This window comes from Chitinimonas violaceus (assembly GCF_052601015.1).
On sequence record NZ_JBQXDJ010000044.1, the window covers coordinates 1 to 18,649 of the forward strand.

24 protein-coding genes are annotated in these 18,649 nt (G+C 55.5%); 4 read left to right on the plus strand and 20 right to left on the minus strand.

What is annotated here, in order from left to right; genetic code table 11:
* Positions 1–255: 255 nt before the first annotated feature.
* A complete protein-coding gene (locus ACUHMQ_RS14260) occupies positions 256–969 on the minus strand; it encodes a substrate-binding periplasmic protein (RefSeq protein ID WP_445296131.1) in 714 nt (237 codons plus the stop codon).
* Positions 970–1,322: 353 nt separating this feature from the next.
* Here ACUHMQ_RS14260 and ACUHMQ_RS14265 point away from each other — a divergent pair, with 353 nt between their 5' ends.
* From ACUHMQ_RS14265 to ACUHMQ_RS14280, 4 genes are all read left to right on the plus strand, one after another.
* A complete protein-coding gene (locus ACUHMQ_RS14265; protein WP_445296132.1) occupies positions 1,323–2,066 on the plus strand; it encodes a hypothetical protein in 744 nt (247 codons plus the stop codon).
* A gap of 356 nt (positions 2,067–2,422) precedes the next feature.
* A complete protein-coding gene (locus ACUHMQ_RS14270) occupies positions 2,423–3,007 on the plus strand; it encodes a hypothetical protein (RefSeq protein ID WP_445296133.1) in 585 nt (194 codons plus the stop codon).
* A gap of 81 nt (positions 3,008–3,088) precedes the next feature.
* Complete coding sequence (locus ACUHMQ_RS14275; protein ID WP_445296134.1) at positions 3,089–4,210, plus strand: tetratricopeptide repeat protein; 1,122 nt, start codon at positions 3,089–3,091, stop codon at positions 4,208–4,210.
* A 60-nt stretch (positions 4,211–4,270) separates the two neighbouring features.
* The gene (locus tag ACUHMQ_RS14280; protein ID WP_445296135.1) at positions 4,271–4,654 is read left to right on the plus strand and encodes a hypothetical protein; all 384 of its coding nucleotides are present in this window, start codon (positions 4,271–4,273) and stop codon (positions 4,652–4,654) included.
* A 10-nt stretch (positions 4,655–4,664) separates the two neighbouring features.
* On the opposite strand, the gene ACUHMQ_RS14285 is transcribed toward ACUHMQ_RS14280, so the two are convergent.
* From ACUHMQ_RS14285 to flgA, 19 genes are all read right to left on the minus strand, one after another.
* A complete protein-coding gene (locus ACUHMQ_RS14285) occupies positions 4,665–5,417 on the minus strand; it encodes a sigma-70 family RNA polymerase sigma factor (RefSeq protein WP_445296136.1) in 753 nt (250 codons plus the stop codon).
* A gap of 19 nt (positions 5,418–5,436) precedes the next feature.
* On the minus strand, positions 5,437–6,195 hold the full coding sequence (gene fliP / locus ACUHMQ_RS14290; RefSeq protein ID WP_445296137.1) for a flagellar type III secretion system pore protein FliP: 759 nt from the start codon (positions 6,193–6,195) through the stop codon (positions 5,437–5,439).
* Positions 6,188–6,586 (minus strand): flagellar biosynthetic protein FliO, encoded by a 399-nt coding sequence (locus ACUHMQ_RS14295; protein ID WP_445296138.1) that lies wholly within the window; start codon positions 6,584–6,586, stop codon positions 6,188–6,190. The genes fliP and ACUHMQ_RS14295 overlap by 8 nt, the downstream gene beginning before the upstream one ends.
* Complete coding sequence (locus ACUHMQ_RS14300; protein ID WP_445296139.1) at positions 6,586–6,933, minus strand: FliM/FliN family flagellar motor switch protein; 348 nt, start codon at positions 6,931–6,933, stop codon at positions 6,586–6,588. The genes ACUHMQ_RS14295 and ACUHMQ_RS14300 overlap by 1 nt, the downstream gene beginning before the upstream one ends.
* A 15-nt stretch (positions 6,934–6,948) precedes the next feature.
* Complete coding sequence (locus tag ACUHMQ_RS14305; RefSeq protein ID WP_445296140.1) at positions 6,949–7,722, minus strand: FliM/FliN family flagellar motor C-terminal domain-containing protein; 774 nt, start codon at positions 7,720–7,722, stop codon at positions 6,949–6,951.
* A gap of 1 nt (position 7,723) precedes the next feature.
* Complete coding sequence (locus tag ACUHMQ_RS14310; protein ID WP_445296141.1) at positions 7,724–8,905, minus strand: flagellar hook protein FlgE; 1,182 nt, start codon at positions 8,903–8,905, stop codon at positions 7,724–7,726.
* A gap of 40 nt (positions 8,906–8,945) precedes the next feature.
* Positions 8,946–9,341 (minus strand): flagellar hook assembly protein FlgD, encoded by a 396-nt coding sequence (locus tag ACUHMQ_RS14315; protein ID WP_445296142.1) that lies wholly within the window; start codon positions 9,339–9,341, stop codon positions 8,946–8,948.
* Between the two features lie 2 nt (positions 9,342–9,343).
* Positions 9,344–10,267, minus strand: coding sequence for a hypothetical protein (locus ACUHMQ_RS14320; RefSeq protein WP_445296143.1), 924 nt, complete (start codon positions 10,265–10,267; stop codon positions 9,344–9,346).
* Positions 10,254–10,733: a hypothetical protein gene (locus tag ACUHMQ_RS14325; RefSeq protein ID WP_445296144.1), complete on the minus strand. Its 480-nt coding sequence runs from the start codon at positions 10,731–10,733 to the stop codon at positions 10,254–10,256. Before ACUHMQ_RS14325 ends, ACUHMQ_RS14320 begins: the two co-directional genes overlap by 14 nt.
* Complete coding sequence (locus ACUHMQ_RS14330; protein ID WP_445296145.1) at positions 10,730–12,046, minus strand: FliI/YscN family ATPase; 1,317 nt, start codon at positions 12,044–12,046, stop codon at positions 10,730–10,732. Before ACUHMQ_RS14330 ends, ACUHMQ_RS14325 begins: the two co-directional genes overlap by 4 nt.
* Positions 12,043–12,753 (minus strand): FliH/SctL family protein, encoded by a 711-nt coding sequence (locus ACUHMQ_RS14335; protein ID WP_445296146.1) that lies wholly within the window; start codon positions 12,751–12,753, stop codon positions 12,043–12,045. Before ACUHMQ_RS14335 ends, ACUHMQ_RS14330 begins: the two co-directional genes overlap by 4 nt.
* Positions 12,754–12,767: 14 nt before the next feature.
* Positions 12,768–13,283 (minus strand): hypothetical protein, encoded by a 516-nt coding sequence (locus ACUHMQ_RS14340; RefSeq protein WP_445296147.1) that lies wholly within the window; start codon positions 13,281–13,283, stop codon positions 12,768–12,770.
* A complete protein-coding gene (gene fliF, locus ACUHMQ_RS14345) occupies positions 13,280–14,710 on the minus strand; it encodes a flagellar basal-body MS-ring/collar protein FliF (protein WP_445296148.1) in 1,431 nt (476 codons plus the stop codon). Before fliF ends, ACUHMQ_RS14340 begins: the two co-directional genes overlap by 4 nt.
* Before the next feature lie 14 nt (positions 14,711–14,724).
* Positions 14,725–15,021, minus strand: a complete 297-nt coding sequence (gene fliE / locus ACUHMQ_RS14350) for a flagellar hook-basal body complex protein FliE (protein WP_445296149.1) — start codon at positions 15,019–15,021, stop codon at positions 14,725–14,727.
* Complete coding sequence (flgC, locus tag ACUHMQ_RS14355) at positions 15,018–15,452, minus strand: flagellar basal body rod protein FlgC (protein ID WP_445296150.1); 435 nt, start codon at positions 15,450–15,452, stop codon at positions 15,018–15,020. Before flgC ends, fliE begins: the two co-directional genes overlap by 4 nt.
* Positions 15,452–15,832, minus strand: a complete 381-nt coding sequence (flgB, locus tag ACUHMQ_RS14360; protein ID WP_445296151.1) for a flagellar basal body rod protein FlgB — start codon at positions 15,830–15,832, stop codon at positions 15,452–15,454. Before flgB ends, flgC begins: the two co-directional genes overlap by 1 nt.
* 171 nt (positions 15,833–16,003) lie before the next feature.
* Complete coding sequence (locus tag ACUHMQ_RS14365) at positions 16,004–17,113, minus strand: flagellar basal body P-ring protein FlgI (protein ID WP_445296152.1); 1,110 nt, start codon at positions 17,111–17,113, stop codon at positions 16,004–16,006.
* The gene (locus ACUHMQ_RS14370) at positions 17,113–17,691 is read right to left on the minus strand and encodes a flagellar basal body L-ring protein FlgH (protein WP_445296153.1); all 579 of its coding nucleotides are present in this window, start codon (positions 17,689–17,691) and stop codon (positions 17,113–17,115) included. Before ACUHMQ_RS14370 ends, ACUHMQ_RS14365 begins: the two co-directional genes overlap by 1 nt.
* 4 nt (positions 17,692–17,695) lie before the next feature.
* A complete protein-coding gene (gene flgA, locus ACUHMQ_RS14375) occupies positions 17,696–18,649 on the minus strand; it encodes a flagellar basal body P-ring formation chaperone FlgA (RefSeq protein ID WP_445296154.1) in 954 nt (317 codons plus the stop codon).

The window sequence follows — 18,649 nt, forward strand, 5'->3', positions numbered from 1 at the left end:
TGGGGCTATGCCGCCAAGGATTGGAAGACGGCCATGAACCAATTCGCTATTCTTTACGCGGATCGGTTTATTCGATCATCCGTGTGAATCTCAAACCCGCCTTGAACACGGAAATCCTGACACCCCCATTAGCTGGTTGAAGGTAGCTCGTTTCAAGTAATTGATCCGTTAGTTTTAATTTTGTCCATTTAAAAAACACCAGCCAAAGCCGGTGTTTTTTCTGAGCATATAGAAACCTACTGATAACAAATGGTGTTATTGCGGAACATCAAAATAAGAATTGTACTTCCCACTGTCCTTTAATGCTTTCAAGCCCTTATTGAAAGCAGCAAGTAATTCCGCACTGCCGGGTTTACTCTTTGTAAGAATAAGGTGATAAGTCACAACATTATAGGCTTTGGGGTGATACGTAATATGGTTTACCTCTGCCGGTGTAAAGTTCTGTTGAAGTGTTGCATAGCCAACATTCATTTCTGAAGGGAATATATCAAATCGGCCGGCGAGTAATTTCTTGAAATTATCAACATCAGTATCAGCACGTTGTACCTGAATAGCGGTGACTTTCTCAAATTCATAGGCATACCCGAGTGTACCACCTACCCGAATTGGAATCAGATCCTCAAAAGTCGTCCAATTAAAAGAGAAGCTCTTTAAGTGAAAGAAGACCGACTTGCCTTCAAAAATAGGGTCGCTGAAATGGAATTTTTCGGCACGCTCTTTCTCGTAGCTCCAAACGACAGAACCATCGAACTTTCCGCTTTCTGCTTCCAGATAGGCGCGCTTCCAAGGTCTGAAGACATACTGGACCTTTACACCGGCATGTGTGAAGGCATCGGTGACGATATGGGAGGCAATGCCATAGTATTTCAAATGTTCGGACAGATAAGGTGGCCACTCCCCGTTGGTCAGCGTGATATCTCTGGCTGCAACGGTGCTTTGCAGTAGTAAAGCGATAGCAAAGAGCCCCATCCGTATACTGCACATGGACTTTCCCTAGAAGCGGTCACACTGGTTTAAAACATAGCATCTGCCACTACAAAAGCTTGGGCACCTACCAAAGGGATGGAGGGTGTTTTCTGCGTGGTTCCAACTGTTGGGTAGTGCGTGCGCGAAGGTTATCAGCACCTGACCAAAGGGGGCAGTATGGGAGGGCGTACAGGTGGTGCATGATTGTTTTGTGATGTTGGCAACACAGTAAGTGTGTTATTGAGCCCAACTTATTAGGCAATTGGCAGTAGCGTTTTGCAGAGCCAATTCTCTAACGCTATGCTCGCCACCCATTTCTGATTCGGTTAAGGTTGTTTATGCAGCAAGTCCAGTCCATGCCAAAATCCTTTACCCGCATTGTAAATCTTTCCCAATCCAGCAAATGGCTTGATGCTGCACTTAAAACCCAGTTGCTTCCATTGCTCGAAGATAGCTTTGCCGGTATTTCTGGTCAGGACTATTTACAGAAGTATTTTTTGAAGGATGGCACCTTTGAGAGAAAGCTCCGATTATATTTTGACAATGAAAAGCTAGTCGGATATTGCCTTCTGACATTCTCAAAAATCGATGTGGATAAAAAGAATATAATCTGCATTGGTGCCTCTGCAGCATTTTATCCTGCGTACAGACATGGCAGTAATACGATAGCGTTTTCAGTCAGTGAGGCAGTGAAATATTGGTTATTACACCCTTGGTCATCTGTGTGTTACGCGGATACCATGCTAAGCCCGGCAATGTATCGTGCTGTAGCGAAGAAAGTCGCTTTTATCTACCCTAGTGCTGAACGCGTCATTCCAGCTAATTTACTGGCGCTTGTGAAAAAATTGAAAGAAGCATTTTCGGTGAATCTACCTGCTCAGGTGGATATTCAAGGCGATTCTCCTTTTATTTGCTTTGTTGGGCGAAAGACCAATTATAGTCAATCAGAAATCCATTCATTTCGAGTCGATAAAAAACCAGAAATACAATATTACTGCCAGGTGAATCCTAATTTCGATCAGGGAAATGCATTGATTACCGTTGTGCCTGTAAATATGCGACAAATGCTTGAGATGATAGTCAAATGGATTAAGCAATAGCGGTACTTATATGACTAACTATCCCCGTCGACGATATGCAAAAAAGCAAATTCCAACTGAGTGTATGACTAAAATTTTCATGGGCAACGCCGTAACGCGACGAAATTATGGTTATTGGAGGGGCCATGAATAACCCCTTTCTGCTGTCTCTGTACTCACGTACTACCTAGCATTTGCACGCCTAGCATGCGTGCCTCGGTTGTATTTTTCAGTGGCCCTAAACTTTCTTACATCTCGATCGGTTAACTTGTGGAGTTAGTTCTGACCTGTTCACGATAAGATCGTGAGCAGTGTTCAGATCCATTGTCCCCCTACACGTTGCACGTCGTGCGCAGCGTGCATGTCGAGTAAATACCGTGAAACAAGATGAATCTCATACAGTGCTCACTGTCGATGAGCTGATGCACCTTGCGTTGGAAGCCAGCGAACGCGAGCGTTATGACTTGTCGATTACTTATCTGAAGCAAGCTGTGGCGCAACCTGTGCCGCCGCGAGCAGAAGTATTGTTTTTGCTGGGTGCGCAGTATGCGCAGATCAAGATGTTTGATGATGCCGTAGTGTGGATGCAGCGGGCGGTGGAAGTGAACCCGCAGTTTGATATCGCGGTGTTTCAGCTGGGCCTGTTGCAATTGATGCGAGGCGACGCAGTTGCTGCGACATCGACTTGGCAAAGGCTGGATAGCTTGCCTGACGAGCATGCCCTGAAGCTGTTCCGCAATGGATTACTGGCGCTGAACCAGAACCAGCTGGAAGAGGCCGCGGCCACATTGCGCGCGGGGCTTGCTTGCGATTATCCAAACGCGCCGCTCTTGGCTGAAATGCGCCGTGTGTTGAGTAATATCGAGCAGATGCAATCGACATCGTCTGCGCCAGTAGGCGAAACAACGGCTGTTAACGAGCCTGTGGCGGATCATATTTTTCTGTCTGCCTACAAGGAGTAGGCTCAAAATCTGCTGTGCTTCAGCAATACATTATTTTTTCCGGGCGAGAGTTTACGCCCTCATATATTTGATTGATTTATCGTGACTACTGCTGACACCGCCAAATTGGCCCGTTATTTAGGCTTCCTTGCGCAAGACCCCGACAACAGCAAATTGCTGGTGGATACGGTGGAACTGGCCATCGCCTGCCAACAGTTCGAAAAAGCCGAAACCTTGATCGACCACGGTTTGGTGCGCTGGCCGGCTCATCCTGGGCTTTGCCACCAGCGTGGTTTGTTGGCGTTACGGCAAGGGAATGCTACGGCAGCGGCTGCGCTATTCCAGTCTTTGATCGATATGGGCTACCAAATCCCGGCCGTGCGTTACAACCTGGCGTATGCCCAATATCTGCAAGGGGATTTTGACGCAACTAAAGCATTGCTAGAGCCCATGCTGCAAGAGAATGATGCGGTCCCAGGTTTCCTTTACCTGCTGGTGTTGAGTTTGCACCAGCTTGGTGAGCTTGAGCAGGCGAGCAGTGTGGCCGAGGCAGCACTCCTGCAGTCGCCGGATGATGCGGAACTGGCCGGGCTATTGTCGATGGTCTATCTGGATGACGACAATATCGATGGGGCAATGCGTTGGGCGGCTTACAGCCTGGCCCGTTTACCTGATCAGCACTATGCGCTTGTCACCATGGGTACGGCCCAGATGGGCTTAGGTAAGATGGATGAGGCCATTGTTAAGTTCCAGCACGTTCTGGATTTGAACCCGATCAATGGTCGTGCATGGTCTGGTCTCGCTATTGCCCGGTTTTACCAGAAGGACTTTGTGGCGGCCGAGCATGCTTTCCTGAAAGCAACCGAGTATCTGTCTACCCATATCGGTACTTGGCATGCCTATGGGTGGATGTGTTTATTGCAGGGGCGTCTGGATGATGCGGAGCGTTGTTTCCAGCGTGGTTTGGACCTGGATCGGAATTTTGGGGAAAGCTATGGCGCCATGGCGGCAATAGCGCTGCTGCGTGGGCAAGTGGAAGCTGCGGAACCACTGCTGGTCAAGGCGCGTCGTTTGGCGCCGGAAGGGTTGTCGGCGCGCTATGCCGAATTGTTGCAGGCGCAGTCCAGCGGGAATCAGTCCGAAGTTGAGCGCATCATCAATGGGGTATTGGCCACGATGCCGCTTGCGAAGAACTTCCCCTCGCTTTTTGAAGCAAAAAAATGATTCAGGGTCGTGGCGTGGTGATTGCGGTCCCGATGGTTACTTGCCTGGATAGGGTTTGAGATGAGCATCGATTCGGTCAGTCAGCTTTCCCATATTGTTGCGTTGATACGCAGCCAGGTTGCTACGGGTGTCCGCAATCAAAAGCGCAGTGAGCTAAATACGTCGAAGCAGAGCAGGGCGGGTAAGCAGGAGGCAGGTTCCACACTGGAGAAAAAGCTGGTTACCCGCCTAGGCGCATTATTGCCAGACGACCCCCACAGGCGGCGTAAGGCATTTATGGCTTTTATCGAAGCGGTATTGCTGAGCGAGTTGGGTGATCAGCTGATGAATGACGCCGGCTTTTACCAGCTGGCAGAGGTCGTGGGCGAACGCATGCTGGCGGAGCCTTCGCTGGCAGAGCCGATTGCAAATGCGATAGATCAGATGTTGATGGCCTCGAATTAACTGAGAGTTTTTACCAAGCCACATCACCCTGTTTAAGCTGGGCAATCTCGCTACGTAGTTTGGTCAGGGCAGCCTGGTGAAGCTGGGATACCCGGCCCTTGGTTAGGTTGAGCAGCTTGGCGACCTCGCTGAAATCCAGCTGCTGCAAATAGTGGTAGCGGATGACTTGGGCTTGCCGTTCCGGCAGGCAGTCAATCAAATCGGCCAGCCGCCGGCGAAGCTGCTGCAGCTCGAACGAAGAGTAGGCAGGGGCGGCAATGGCATCGGGTTCTTCCTTAAGGCATAGGCCTTCTTCCTCCAACATCATGCCGATAGCCATGCCGATGGCAACAGCCGCCAGTCGCTCGAACACCTTACTTGCATCCACCTCGGATGTTCCACTGTCGATGGACTTGATTCTGTCCTTGATACGCCGCTGTAACGCCAATTGCTTTTGCCGCTCTGTGTAGTGTTCCAACTCGTTCAGTATGCTGCCCTGTATGCGGTAATGGGCGTAGGTGGTGAATGTGGCGCCCTGCGTGGTATCAAATCGGTCGATGGCGTCCAGGAGGCCAACTGACGCAAGCTGCATGTAATCACCGAACTCGACTTCATCATGTGGCCGCTTGCTATAAACCTTGGCCGCAACCATACGCGCAAAAGGCAGATAGACCTCCGCCAAGCGGTTTCGTGCCCGGCTATCTCTTTGTGTACGGGCAGCCCAAAGCCCAGCCTCTTCGGATGGGTCGAGCTTTTGCCATGCGTATGTCTTTGTCTGTAACACGGGTGAGTGACTTAAGCGGCTAGTTGAACGAGCTGAGCAGCGATCGGACCACGATGCCCCAACCATCGATCATCACGAACATGAGAATCTTGAGCGGCAGGGAAATCGTCACCGGTGGCACCATCATCATGCCCAGCCCCATGAGGATGGCTGAGACGATAAGGTCGACCAGCAGAAAGGGCAGGAAGATGACGAAACCGATCTGAAATGCCGTACGCAGTTCGGACAGCATGAAAGCTGGAATCAGCTGCAGATTGCTGATGTCATCTACCGTGCGTGGTGCCGGGCTCTTTGAAATCTCAACCATCAGCGCGAGGTCTTCTTCCCGGGTCTGCCGGACCAAGAAGTCACGGAATGGCGCAAAGCCTTTCTCCACCGCCTGTTCAGTGTTGTACTTGCCTTTCAGATAGGGCTGGAAGGCCTGTTCGTTCGCCTGCTTGAGCGCGGGCGACATGGTAAACAGGGTCAGGAACAGCGCGAGGCTCAGTAACACGGTATTGGGTGGGGTTTCCTGCATACCCAGTGCGTGCCGGAGCAACGAGAGCACGATCACGATGCGTACAAACGCTGTCATCGAAACCAGGATGGCCGGTACGAGGCTCAATACCGTCAAGGCGAGCAGCAGCTTCAGACCGGTAGAGGTCTGGCTGGCGTTTGAGCCGATGGCGTTCAGTTGCAGACCCGGCAATACTAGGTCAGCAGCGAATGCTTGCTGTACACCAGCCAAGGCAAGCAGCACAAATATGAGCAGCTGGCGGTATCGGTAAGCGCTAGCCATTCCCCTGCTCCCCGGATTCTGGTGCAAGCGGGGTAGTACGTAGCAGCTGAACACCTTGCGGGCCCTCGACCAGCAGCAACTCTTCCTGGTGGTAAGTCACGACAATGAGTTGGGAGTTCGGTGTCAGGCGCTGGCGGTGTGTGACCTGCAGGGCGGTACTTGGCTTACCTTTTATGGCCGCGAAACCGGGCAGAAAACGGCGGATCAAGACAGCTGCGGCCACACCGACCAAGGCGACCAGGACCAATGCGCCGACAACGCGCCCTATCATGCCGTCCACCTCAGTGGTTTGCTTGAATGGAATGGCTGCGCCTTCCACTGAGCCTGTTGCCGCCATCACTGTCCCGGCAAATAGGCACAAGAATAGGCAAAATAAGCCGGAACGTCGCATCACTGGCCATCCGGCTTAGGCAGTTCGGTAACGCGCACGCCAAAGGAATCCCCTACGGCGACCAGTTGCCCACGGGCCACGACATGGCCGTCCAACAGCAGGTCAATTGGGTCATCCAATAGGCGGTCCAGCTTTAGCACCGCGCTTTCCTTCAGGTCCATCAGCTCGCCGACGGACAGTTCGGTGCCGCCCAGGCGGGCAGTCAGTTTGACCTTGACGTTGCGGATAATTTGCAGACTTGCGCCAATCCCGGCTGTACTGGCTTGGGGCGTATTGAGTTCCGGTAATTCAATAAGCTGGGTCACCTCTTCGCTGTGACCCTCTTCCTGGGTAACTTGCCTATTCACGGTATATATCCTTGCTTACTTTAATTTATGTACTTCAACAGCCCGCGACCCATGGCGCTGCCCAGGTAGTGCGTGGCAAACCCGGTGGCCGTGTGTGTCGGAAACATGCAATGCGTCACCCAGATGGCGATCAAGCCGTACGACATCGCCCACATGCAGGCTTTGCAATTGCCCGAGCGACAGCTCAATCTCGCCCAGGTCGATCTGTAGTTGGATCCGTTGGCATTCGACCGCGGTTTTCACTGGAACCAGCGGCATGGTGGACCGACGTAATCTGCGGGAGGGGACGAGGCGGGGGTAGATGACTTGTAACGGTTGCCCTGGCACCAAGGACCATTCCAACAAAACCGCACTACTGCCGGCTTGGGACAAACTTGCGGGTGGCGCAGCCAGGGGGCCTGGCACCAGTTTATCGACTGTGGTGACACCGGCCAGGGCAAACAGCAAGGCATCGGCAGCCGATGTTGCTACTTGCAAGGCAAGCGGCGAATCGCGGTATTGATCGAGTTCCGGGGCATTGCGTTGCTCGGCAAACAGAACCTGCTCGCAACTACGCGCCAAGCCATGGGGAGCCCGCACCCAGGCAATGTCCCTGCCGTTGAGGCTGTACAGCCGCCACCCGTTGCCCAGTTGTTCAAGCAGATCGGCATCAACCGGTCGGACATGCAGCGTATGCAGCGGCAATACACCACCCCATTGCGACTGCCATGCCTGCAATGCCGCAATGATCATGCCTTTTGCTTCAGCCAGCGCAGTCTCGCCGAGCAAGCAATATTCGCGAACTTCCACTTTAACGGCGTCCCTTCATCTCGAAGAGTTCCTGGATCATCTCGTTGGCGGTGCTGACGATTTGAGAGGAGGCTTGGTAACCGCGCTGGTTCAGAATCAGATCGCTGAATTCCTGCGAAAGATCGACATTGGAAATCTCAACGGCGCGGCTCCGGATTGCATCCTGTCCTTTGCTGGCCACGGCATAACTGACGGCATTGGTGTCCTTTGTCTGGAACTGGTTGTTGCCTATCTGCTCCAGGCTGTCGAGGTTGCTGAAGCGTGCCGTGGCAAGCTGATAGCGCTTGTCGCTCTGCAAGTTCGAATAGCTCAGCACCAGGCGGCCTTCATCGTCAAAGGACTGCTTGGTCAATGTGCCCAGCCCATAACCATCTTTGCTTTCGACTTCCAGCGATGAGGTGGTGCCCAGATTGAAAGCCTGGACGTTTGGCCCCAGTTTTACGGTGACATTGGAAGCTGGCGCACCAACCGGGGTGAAGGAAAAATTCAATGAATCACTACCGCCAACAGCCAGGCTGTTCTTGAACTTGTAGTTGCCCGAGGTCAGCGTGGCAGCGCCTTCCTTGACGGTTACCGTCCAGTTGGTTTCACCCGTCACGGCATCCTGTTTCTTGTCGCTGAAGGCAAGCGTCAGGTTGTGTTGCTTACCGGCACTGTCAAACACCGCCACGTTGTTGATTGTGTGCTGCGTTCCTTCGGGGGAGAGGTTGCCCTTCAGTACGATCTCGGTACTGGCTTTCGGTGGGTTGCTCTGCATGCCCTGCAGGGTGATTTCCCGCAGGTTGCCAGCTTCATACGCCATCACCCTCTCACCGCCGTTACGGTTTACCAGCACGCCATTGCTGTTGAATTCGAACTGGCCAGCCTTGGTGTAACGCAGGTTGTCCTGCTCATCACGCAATACAAAAAAACCTTGCCCGTTGATGGCAACGTCAAGCTCGTTACCGGTGGAACGGAAGTCACCTGGAAGGAAATTCAGGCTGGTGCCATTGGTGCCGACGCCATTGCCAAAGCGGCCGGCGCCTGTGCCATTCTGGCTGCCTTGATAAAAGAGATCAGTAAATTGCAACTGCGAGGTTTTGAAACCCGGGGTGTTCAGGTTGGTCACGTTGTTGCTGATGGCCTTGAGCCCCTTGGAATAGCTGGTCAGTCCAGACATCCCGATAAAAACGGTATCGATCACGGTTGTTCCAATAGATTTGAAAGTGTTTTGAATAAATTTGTTAACGCACAGCGGCGATCTGCGAGAACGCAATGCCTGCCACAACCTGGCCATCTGCCTTCTTGATGGTGAGGTTCGGGCTGCCATCCTTCAGGGTCAGCCCGGTTACCTGGCCGCTGACTGCGCCAGAAGGCAGCTCGATATCCACCGTCTTACCCAATAGGCCGACCGACTGGGTGGTCGCCTGTATGGTCAGCATCTGATCTATTTTGTCGTTCAGCTGCCGCGTTGCCTCAAGCGAGGAGAACTGCGCGATCTGCGCCACGAACTCCTGGTTGTCCATGGGCTTCAAGGGGTCCTGATAGGTCAGTTGAGTCAGCAGGATCTTCAATAAATCCTGCAGACCAAGGCCTGCACCTTGCAGGGCGGAGGAAGCCCCAATCGAATCGAGTGCCATGGTTATCGCTGCCTTTGCGAGAATGTCGAATGGTTGATGTAGCTAGACATGGCCCTGCTGGCAGGTGTGTCTGAGGCTGAAGAATGCGATTGCTCAGGGATGGCGTCGGGCTGTGCTGCGTGGTCGAGCCATACCTGTTTGCCGTTGACTGTCAGGCTGCCTAGTTGCAGACCAACTCCTCCGAGTTGTTGACGTATCTGCTGCAGCAATACCGCACGCTGCGCTACATCGACTTGCGCATCACGCAGCCATGCGTGAATGTGGCCTTGTTCATCCTGTGTCATGTGGATGTTACGGGTCTGCCAGTTGTCCCCCGGCTCGACGGTTTTCTTTGCCGAGGTAGCGTCGGATGTGGACGATGACAATACTGTGGCAGGAGACTGGGCAGAGTTGGTTGCAGGTAGCAGAGCCCGGTTGATTCTTGGCGCTTCAACAGCATGTGGATTTTGACCGGGTACAATATTGGCTGCAGCCTGTGCTGTGATTTGTCCGCCAGCCATAGCGGGTACGCTACCGATTGCCGACCCGGATAATGTCGGTTTCAGCACCGCAGCTTCGGGCATGGCATAGGGCAGGGCGGTTGGAATAGCATCTGTATCAGACGCCTCGCCTGCAGAGAACGCCGCTTCCTGCGCAGCGGTTGACCTGGTTGGAAAACAATAGGTTGACGCAGCATCCGTCATAGGTTGGCGCGATACCGCCCCTGTTGAGATACCCGCCGATGGGCGAACCGAAACCGATTGCAAGGTGGTTTGCATTGCCGCAATGACCAGTGGGTCCGTGCCGTTATTCTTTACGGCTTTCGTTCCCGACAGGAGACCTGCGCTGGCTTGCTCCATCTTTCGGCTCCAGGCATCCCGGAGCTGATGCGCATCCCGCTCGGTCTGGTAGGGGGTTTCGAGCCCCGGCCTCTCAGTTATCCGCATCTTGATTCCTTTTCCAATGACTGGTTTGCAACCAGCTTTCGTCGACGCTGGCGTAGGCAGCGGCGCTTTGAACACGTTTGAATTCGAGCAAGGCATCGTCACGATGCGAGGTCAGCCCTTGATGCTGCTGATGGCGCGCCTTGTAACGATCAGCAGCCAGCTGCCTGATGGCGGTGGCTTCCTCGGCTTGCTGCATTGCCTGTTTGCATTGCTGATTGAGACCGTGCAGATATCCCAGCCAAAGCGTTCTCGTGGCAGGGTCAATCGGTGTGTTGGGATCCGCCGCTTGAATGCCGAGTGACGCTACAGCCTCTGTCAGTTGTTGTTGCTCTACTGCCATGGCCTGAAGCTTGTCCGCCTCATTGGCGACTTCCTGGGCCAGTTCGAGTCGTCGCCGCCCCAGTTCCCACTCGCTGAGCTTGCATAGGGTTTCCAGCGGGTAGGTGAATCCACGTTGTGTACTCATGGCTTACCCCCGGCCAGGACTTGGCTCAGGTATTGGACAACAGCACTGCGCGGGGCGAACTCCTGCGCGCTTTGCTGCAGAAAGCGTTTAAGCGCTGGCATGATGGCAACGGCCCGGTCTATCTCGTTGTTGCTGCCACTGCGATACGCACCGATATCGATCATTTCGCGGTTACGTTCGTAGGTGGCGAGGTGAAGAACCGCTTCGCGTATCAGTTGGATGTCTGTGTCGGAGGCCAGGTCCGTAATCAGGCGGCTGGCGCTTTGCAGTACATCGATCGCGGGGAAGTGGCCGGCATGTGCGAGTTTGCGGTTGAGCACGACATGGCCATCAAGGGTGGCGCGCAGGATGTCGGAAATCGGCTCGTTGAAGTCGTCCCCTTCCACCAGCACGGTGTACAAGGCGGTGATGGAGCCGCCTGTGTCGGCAGTACCGCAACGCTCGCAAAGCTCAGGTAGCTCGGTGAATACCGATGGGGTATAGCCGCGTGCGGTAGGCGGCTCGCCTGCTGCAAGGCCGATCTCGCGCTTGGCCATGGCAAACCGGGTTACCGAATCCATGGTCAGCATGACCTGCTTGCCCTGGTCGCGGAAATATTCTGCGATGGCGGTTGCCGCATAAGCAGCGCGTGCCCGTGCCAATGCAGGCATATCGGCAGTGGCGACGATGACGACCGAGCGCGCCAAGCCTTCTTCACCCAGGTGCTTTTCGACGAATTCCTTCACTTCCCGCCCGCGTTCGCCAATCAGCGCAATCACATTCACATCGGCGACGGCCCGTTGGGCGATCATGCCCAGCAATGTGCTCTTTCCTACACCACTGCCGGCAAAGATACCGATGCGTTGGCCGCGGCCCAGGGTCAGTAAGGCGTCTATGGCGCGTACACCGGTTTCCGCAATCTCGGTGATGCGCGGGCGGCGCAAGGGGTTCATCGGACTGGCACGCAACGCTCGGGTTTCGGTGTAGTCGGGTGGTGTTCCCTCGTCCAACGGCGTACCAAAGGCATCGATGACACGCCCAAGCAACGCCGTACCCACGCCGATTTCCGGGCTGCGGCCGGTTGCAAGCACATCACAACCAATCGCAATGCCCCGGGTATCGCCGTAGGGCATCAATACGATGCAATCTTCACGCAGGCCGATCACCTCCGCACGCAGGGCAACACCTCCGTGCCGCGGCATGATTTCGCAGATAGCGCCGATTGGTGCATCCGGTCCACGGCTTTCAATACACAGACCCGCGAGCCGGATAACACGTCCGGTACGTTGGTAAAGGTCCATCTGGCGTATGGCCTGCAGATACGGAGAGATCACACGCGCCTCGACTCTCGTGCTGAAAGCAGTGCCTGGCGGGTTTTGGCAAGCAGGCCATCAAGGCGGGCATCCAGCTCACCCAGGGTGGTTTCCACTATGCAGCCGCCGGCCTGGATGCGCTCATCAGGCATCCATGTCAAAACTGAGGAGGATGGCGTCGATGCATCCTCTATGGCCAATAAGGCCAGGTCCTGGGGTGATACACGAATCTTGAGCACAGCCTGCTGGCCTACGGCTTCGATGGCTTTCTGCGCAATTGCGAGTACGCCATTCGTGGTGATCAGGTGTTCCCCGGCGATCTTGCAAACCGTTTCATAGGCGATCTGCGCGGCCAGCTCTTCCGTACCGGTCAAGGCTTGCCGGCAATGTTCCGTAATGGATTCCAGCAGGGTTTGAATCTTGGCGGCACGTTGCTCTGCCTCTTGGGCCACTTGTTGGGCTGCCTGCTTCAGGCCTTCCTCATAGCCACGCGTCTGTGCTGCCTGAGCAAGTTTCGTTGCTTCGGCCTGCATTTCTTCCCGTACTTGGCGAAACGCTTCTTCACGCAGTGCTTCCAAATCTACCGTAGCTGGCTGCACAGATGGGGTAACCGTTGCGGCAATAGGGGCTGCCTCGGCAGCCATGCCTACAGAGGGTATGGGTACCGTATCCTGATGTGGTAACGGATCAAGCGGTCTGGGCCGTAACGCACGCTTGTCACCGTGCATCTGGGGTCTGCGGATTATCGGAGCCATTGCAATACGCGATTCAAAAGTGGATGACGCTTGCGCACGGGTTGATTCGGCGTAGCCGTGGCCACTGGGGACCGCAGATAGTCGACCAAACGGGTTTCGCAGGCGCGTAGCAGGGTGCCGGCCAGCTCCGGGGGTAGCGGATAACCTTCCTGTTGGCGTAATTCATCGAGAATGGCAGAACGGCGCTTTGCATCGAGACTTGCGAGTAATTCACGTTCCCACGGCCAGCTGCGCAAGCGCAGCAGTTGAACCAGCATCCAAGCTGGTTCTTTACCGAAGACAGCGCAAATATCACGGGGTTCAGCCGTTGCCAGGACAACTGGCGGTGCATTTTCAGCCATCGGTTGGAATGACAACGGCTGGGCAGGGATGCCCAGCATTTCCAGCTCGTCCAGATACGTGCGAAGCCGGTCCCGCTCGGTTTCTTCGAGCTGAGAGAGTATCCATTCTCGATCTTTGCGCTCCATGCCATGGAGCTTGAGCGCTGCGTGCCTGTCGCTCATCGTGCGTGGTCCTCTGCCGAGGGCGCTTTCAACCATGCCTGGACTTGACGCAACGCCTGCTCGCGTTCCGCATCGCTAAGTGCGCGCTGAACGGTGGCAGCAGGCACTTTCATGCGGCGTAGATATATCAGGCCAAGCACGAGCAAGCCCAATACGAAGGCGATGCCGACGATCCAGTCAAGGACATTGATCTTCGCCTTTGGGCTGGCGGCTGCGACAGGTATGCTTTCCTCGGTTACGGGATGTGATGCAGCTTCAACGGTTTCGATCAGCGGTGCAGCAACACTGCCGGTTGCCAGTTGCGCCATGCTGTATACGGCGATGCCATCCCCGCGGCTGGGAACCAATCCGACCGTATTGGCGACGATCTCCTTCAATTTGGCTTGCTCGTCGTCGTTCAAGGGAGCACGCAGCACGACAGCGACACTGATTCGTTCCGTACCACCGGGGTTGCGTTCCATCTGCTCGACACGTCGCCCGACCTGGTAATCGAACTCGCTTTGCGTGGTTTCGCCATCGCTGTTGCTGTGGTCAGCCGAACCGTTGGAGCGCGAGGTCTGCTTCTCCCGCACAATCACGCCGGCACCACGGTCTTTGTCGGTGGGCAGCATGTCCTCGGTGGTCTGCTTGATTGCCTTGTCGTTGAGTTCGACATCCACGCTGGCGATCACTTTGCCAGCCCCGAAGCTGCGTTCGAGTACGCTATCGAGCTTGCGGCCCAGATAGCTTTCCACCGCGCGTTTGCGGTCCAGCATGTCGTTGCCGGCCATATCGTTGGCGGCCGACGCACCAGAACGGCTCAATGCAACGCCATGCTGATCGATTACCGTCACATCCTCGGCGCGCACCTCGGCTACCGAGGCGGACACCAAGCGTTGGATGCCGCGGACCTGTTCGGCAGACAGCTGGCGATCCGGTTTCAATGTCAGCGTGACTGACGCCTTGGGCTGTGCCCCAGCGCGTTTGAACAGACCTTGCTCGGGTAGCGCCAGATGAACCCGCGCTGCCTGGATGACATCGATGGCGAGTATGGTGCGCGTGATTTCGCCCTGCAACGCGCGCTGGTAATTCACCTTCTGCGCGAATTCGGTCATACCAAAGTCGCTATTGTTGAAGAGTTCGAAGCCCACGGTGCCATGCAGGGGAATGTCTTTGCCCAGTACCTGTAGCCGTGTCTTGTGTACCGTATCGGCCGCTACGAGGATGGTGCTGCCATCCTGGTCCAGCTGATAGGGCACCTTCATGCGATCGAGCTCGGCCACCATGGCGGATGCATCTTGTGCGGACAGGCCGGCAAACAGCACCCGGTTGTCCTGGCGGAACGCCCACCAGGCCAAAGCACAGGTCAGAAGGATGATCGCGACCACGCCGGTAACCAGCCCCGTGCGTGCCTTCGAATCCAATTTATTCCAGAGTTGTGAAAACATGCGTGTGCGCTTTCCTACATCTGCATGCGCATCACGTCTTGATACGCTTCAAGTAAACGGTTACGGACCTGAAGAAGCAGCTGGACCGAGAGCTTGGCGTCTTCCATCTGGATCATGACCTGATGGAGGTTGCCGACGTCACCCATGGCGAGCTTTTGCATGCCTTGGTCTGCTGCTGCCAATTGCTGATTCACTGTGGTCATCTGGTTATCAAACCATGCGGCGAAATTACCCTGAGGTGCGGTGGTGGCCGCGACAGTGGTGGGTTCCAGCGCGATGGCGTTGATGGCGGCGATGGTTTCGATACTCATGCTGCCCCTCCGATATCCAGCGCACGCTGCGCCATGGTCTTGGCGGTGTTCAGCGCCACCACGTTGGCTTCGTAGGCGCGTAATGCGCTCATCATGTTGACCATTTCACCAAGATGGTTGACGCCGGGAAGCTGAACATTGCCCTTCTCATCTGCATCCGGGTTACCCGGGTCATGCACGACGCGTGGTGCTACGTTCATTTCCTCGACGCGACCTGCCGGCAGCAATGAGGCCAGTGACGACGAGGCGTCAAACTGGCTGGCGAAGCTGGCTGCACCGAGCTTGGCAACAACGCGCAGGGGCTTGAAAAGCTGACCATCGACACCCTTGGTGCTGTTCATATTCGCGAGATTGAGCGCGGTAACATCGAGACGGAGTTTCTCTACGCTCATGCCAGCAGTGCTAATGGCGAATGCGCTTCGATAATCCATTACCGTTTCCCTTCGTTGATGATGGTGCTCATCATGGCGAAGTGATGAGACAAGCCTTTGAGCAAGGCTTGGTACTGAATGGCATTACGTGCCAGTTCTGCGGTCTGGATATCCAAGCCGGCATTGCTCTCGCCAGTGACCGTTTCACCGGTCTCCACCAACCGAGGCTGAAGGCCGACCAGGGCGGATGCATCGAGCTTTCCGCCGCTGTTCAGCTGGCTTTGCGCCACCTGGAGCTGGTCTTCAAAACTGACGCGGACAGGTCGGTAGCCTGCCGTTGAGACATTGGCAATATTTGCTGCGATAGCCTGTTGGCGCAGACTGGCTGCATCAAGCGCCTTTGAAACCAATTGCAGCGTTACCGATTCGGTAGCTTGCATGCTGTGATTACCTCTTCAATTCAAATTCAGCAGGAGCTTGGACAAAGCTCCCCCGCGGCAGGGAATGGCGACATTGCTGCTCGGGTTATTAAGTATGGGTCGTTTTCCCTCCCATTCCATGGCCAGGGGAATCGGAAATGAGGGGAGGGCGCACCTGCGGGTTACGTTTGTTTATTGCACGACCAACTCCGCATGCAGTGCGCCTGCCGCTTTGACGGCACGCAGGATGGAGATGATGTCGCGCGTACTGGTTTTGATGCGAGTTAACGCCTGAACGAGATCCGCCACCGTATTGCCCGAGGCGCCGAGATAGCTGCCAGCCCCCTCGCTGACATCAATGCGCGAATTGGCGACCACTTCGGTACGTACATTGGGACCGGTCTGGCGTACCAGCAGGGGCTGGGATACCGAGTTGTCGGTAACGATAGAAACCTTCAGTTCACCGTGCGAAATCGATACCTTGGCGATACGGACATCCCCGCCGGCAACCAGGGTGCCAGTACGTTCATTGATGACGACGCGCGCGCGGGTATCGGGTTCGACGGTAAGCCGCTCGATCCTGGTAATAAGCTCGACAAGCCGCGCACCGGGTGTGGTTGGAAGATCAATCTCCACCGCCGAGGCATCCCGCGCTTGTGCGAGTTGTCTACCCATGGCCGAATTGATGGCGGTTGCCACGCGCGAGGCGGTGGTGAAGTCTGGGTCCGACAGTACGAAAGTGAGCCGGTTTTCCTGGTCAACCAGATCTGCTTTGACGCTTTGTTCGACCGTGGCGCCACCGGGTACAGAACCCACCGTGGGGTGGTTTTTCTGCACCACATTGCCGTTCAGGTCGTATTTGTATCCACCTACCGACAATGCACCCTGGGCCAGCGCGTAGACCCGGCTGTTTGCCCCTTTCAGCGGCGTAAGCAACAGGCTGCCGCCGACCAGACTGCGTGCGTCGCCCAGCGAGGTGACGGTGACGTCGAGCTTATCGCCAGATCTTGCATAGGCCGGCAGGCTGGCGTTGACGATGACCACCGCGACATTTCGGCTCATCACATCGGTTGGGGGCAGGTTGACCCCGAATTGGGACAGCACATTGGCGATGGATTGCCGCGTGGCTTTGTTGGCTTGCGAGTCCCCGGTTCCAGCAAGACCCGTGACCAGACCATAGCCCACCAGGGCGTTCTCACGCCAGCCGGACAGGCGGCCCAGGTCTTTGATGCGCACGCCATCAGCCCACGCAAACGAGGCTATCAGACACAATGGCAGCAGTAGTTTTGTCAGCTTCATCATTACCATCCGAGCACGTGCAGCAATCGATTCCACCAGCCCGGCTTCTGTCTGTCAGCCAGTTCTCCCTGGCCCGCATAGCGTATGGATGCTTCTGCCAGACGTGACGATGGCACCGTGTTGTCGTCGCTAATATCGATGGGGCGTACCACACCGCTCAGGAAAATCTCTTGTTTCTCGTCATTGATGTCGACGATCTGCCGCCCGCTGATGACCAGGTCGCCATTGGGCCTGACCATGACCACTGCTGCACTGATCTGAGCCAGTAAACGGCCGGAACGCTGGGCACGGCCCGTGGTGTCGTAACTATTCTCGGTACCCAGGCTGGCACCGACTCTACGTTTACCGACAAGGCCGGCGCTCAGGCCCACATCCTGGTCCCTTTGTGCTGCCGAACCTGTTGCGGTGGTGGCGCTTGAGTTCTCCAGAACAGTCACCATGATCAGGTCGCCAGGGCGACGAGCGCGTTGATCTGCAGCGAGTGGCTGGAAAGTCGACTCGTTGTACAGCGATTCAGCATGGGCTACCGGTAGCAGCGCCAATAGAAATAGTTGGCACACGAGTGCCAGATGGATTTTCACGTTATTACTTCCCTATTGCTTGTAACTGCCCGCTACCCACCACACGCGCTTTGATTGCTGTGGTGGATAGTGCTGGGCGTACCTGTATGGCTTCACCGATGCGGCCATCGGCCAATGCTGTGGCGCCGGATTCGAGTCGGATGCCGCCAAAATCTGCCACCAGACTGACGGCCGCACCCTGTTCAACATCCGGGATGGGTTCGATTGCTGCAGTGGTTACCATATCGCCCGCAGCAATGGGTTTTCTCATTCGCCAAGGGCGATCGCAGATCGCCTGTGTGGCCAGTCCGGTATGTCTGGCAACATTGGTGGTATGCAGCTGCACCTGTTCGCAGCTGAACCGGCTGCCGGCAGCAAGGTCGCGTTCAGCAACCAGAACCGGTGCAAGCACTGTGAGCTGCATAGGAACCGCAATGACGCGGTAAAAGCGGTTGTTAATGGAGACGGAAACCGCGACAGACATCCGTTCCCGCGCAGGGAAATCCGGGGTGCGGGCATGCAGGGATACCGTACCCGCTGGTAACTTGATATCTGTTTCGGGGTACTGCGAAGCGGCAGACATACCAGCTTCGCCATAGGCAGTGACCAAGGCTGCACGAGCAGTGTCGACCAGCTTTGCAGCGGGCAGAGTCTGGGTGGCGATAGTCAGCGTTACCTCATTGGCTCCCGACCAGATTATCTGCTTGGTCAACCGGGGTTCGAGGCGGCGTATCAGTCTGGCAAGTTGCGGCTGGCTCAAGCGTTCAGCGGTCTCGATGCGCGGTGCGCTACCAAGGTACAAGCCTGCCAATGTTTTACAGTCCGATGCCTGCTCGCAGTTCAGCGTGGCGATATCCGCCAACGTAAAACGTGGTTGAGACAACTCCGCCTCAGTGCGCAACGATACTGTTACGCCACCTGCATGTGCAGTGGCGCAAAGTAGTGCTGCAGCAACGAAGCAAGCTCGGAACATAGTCAT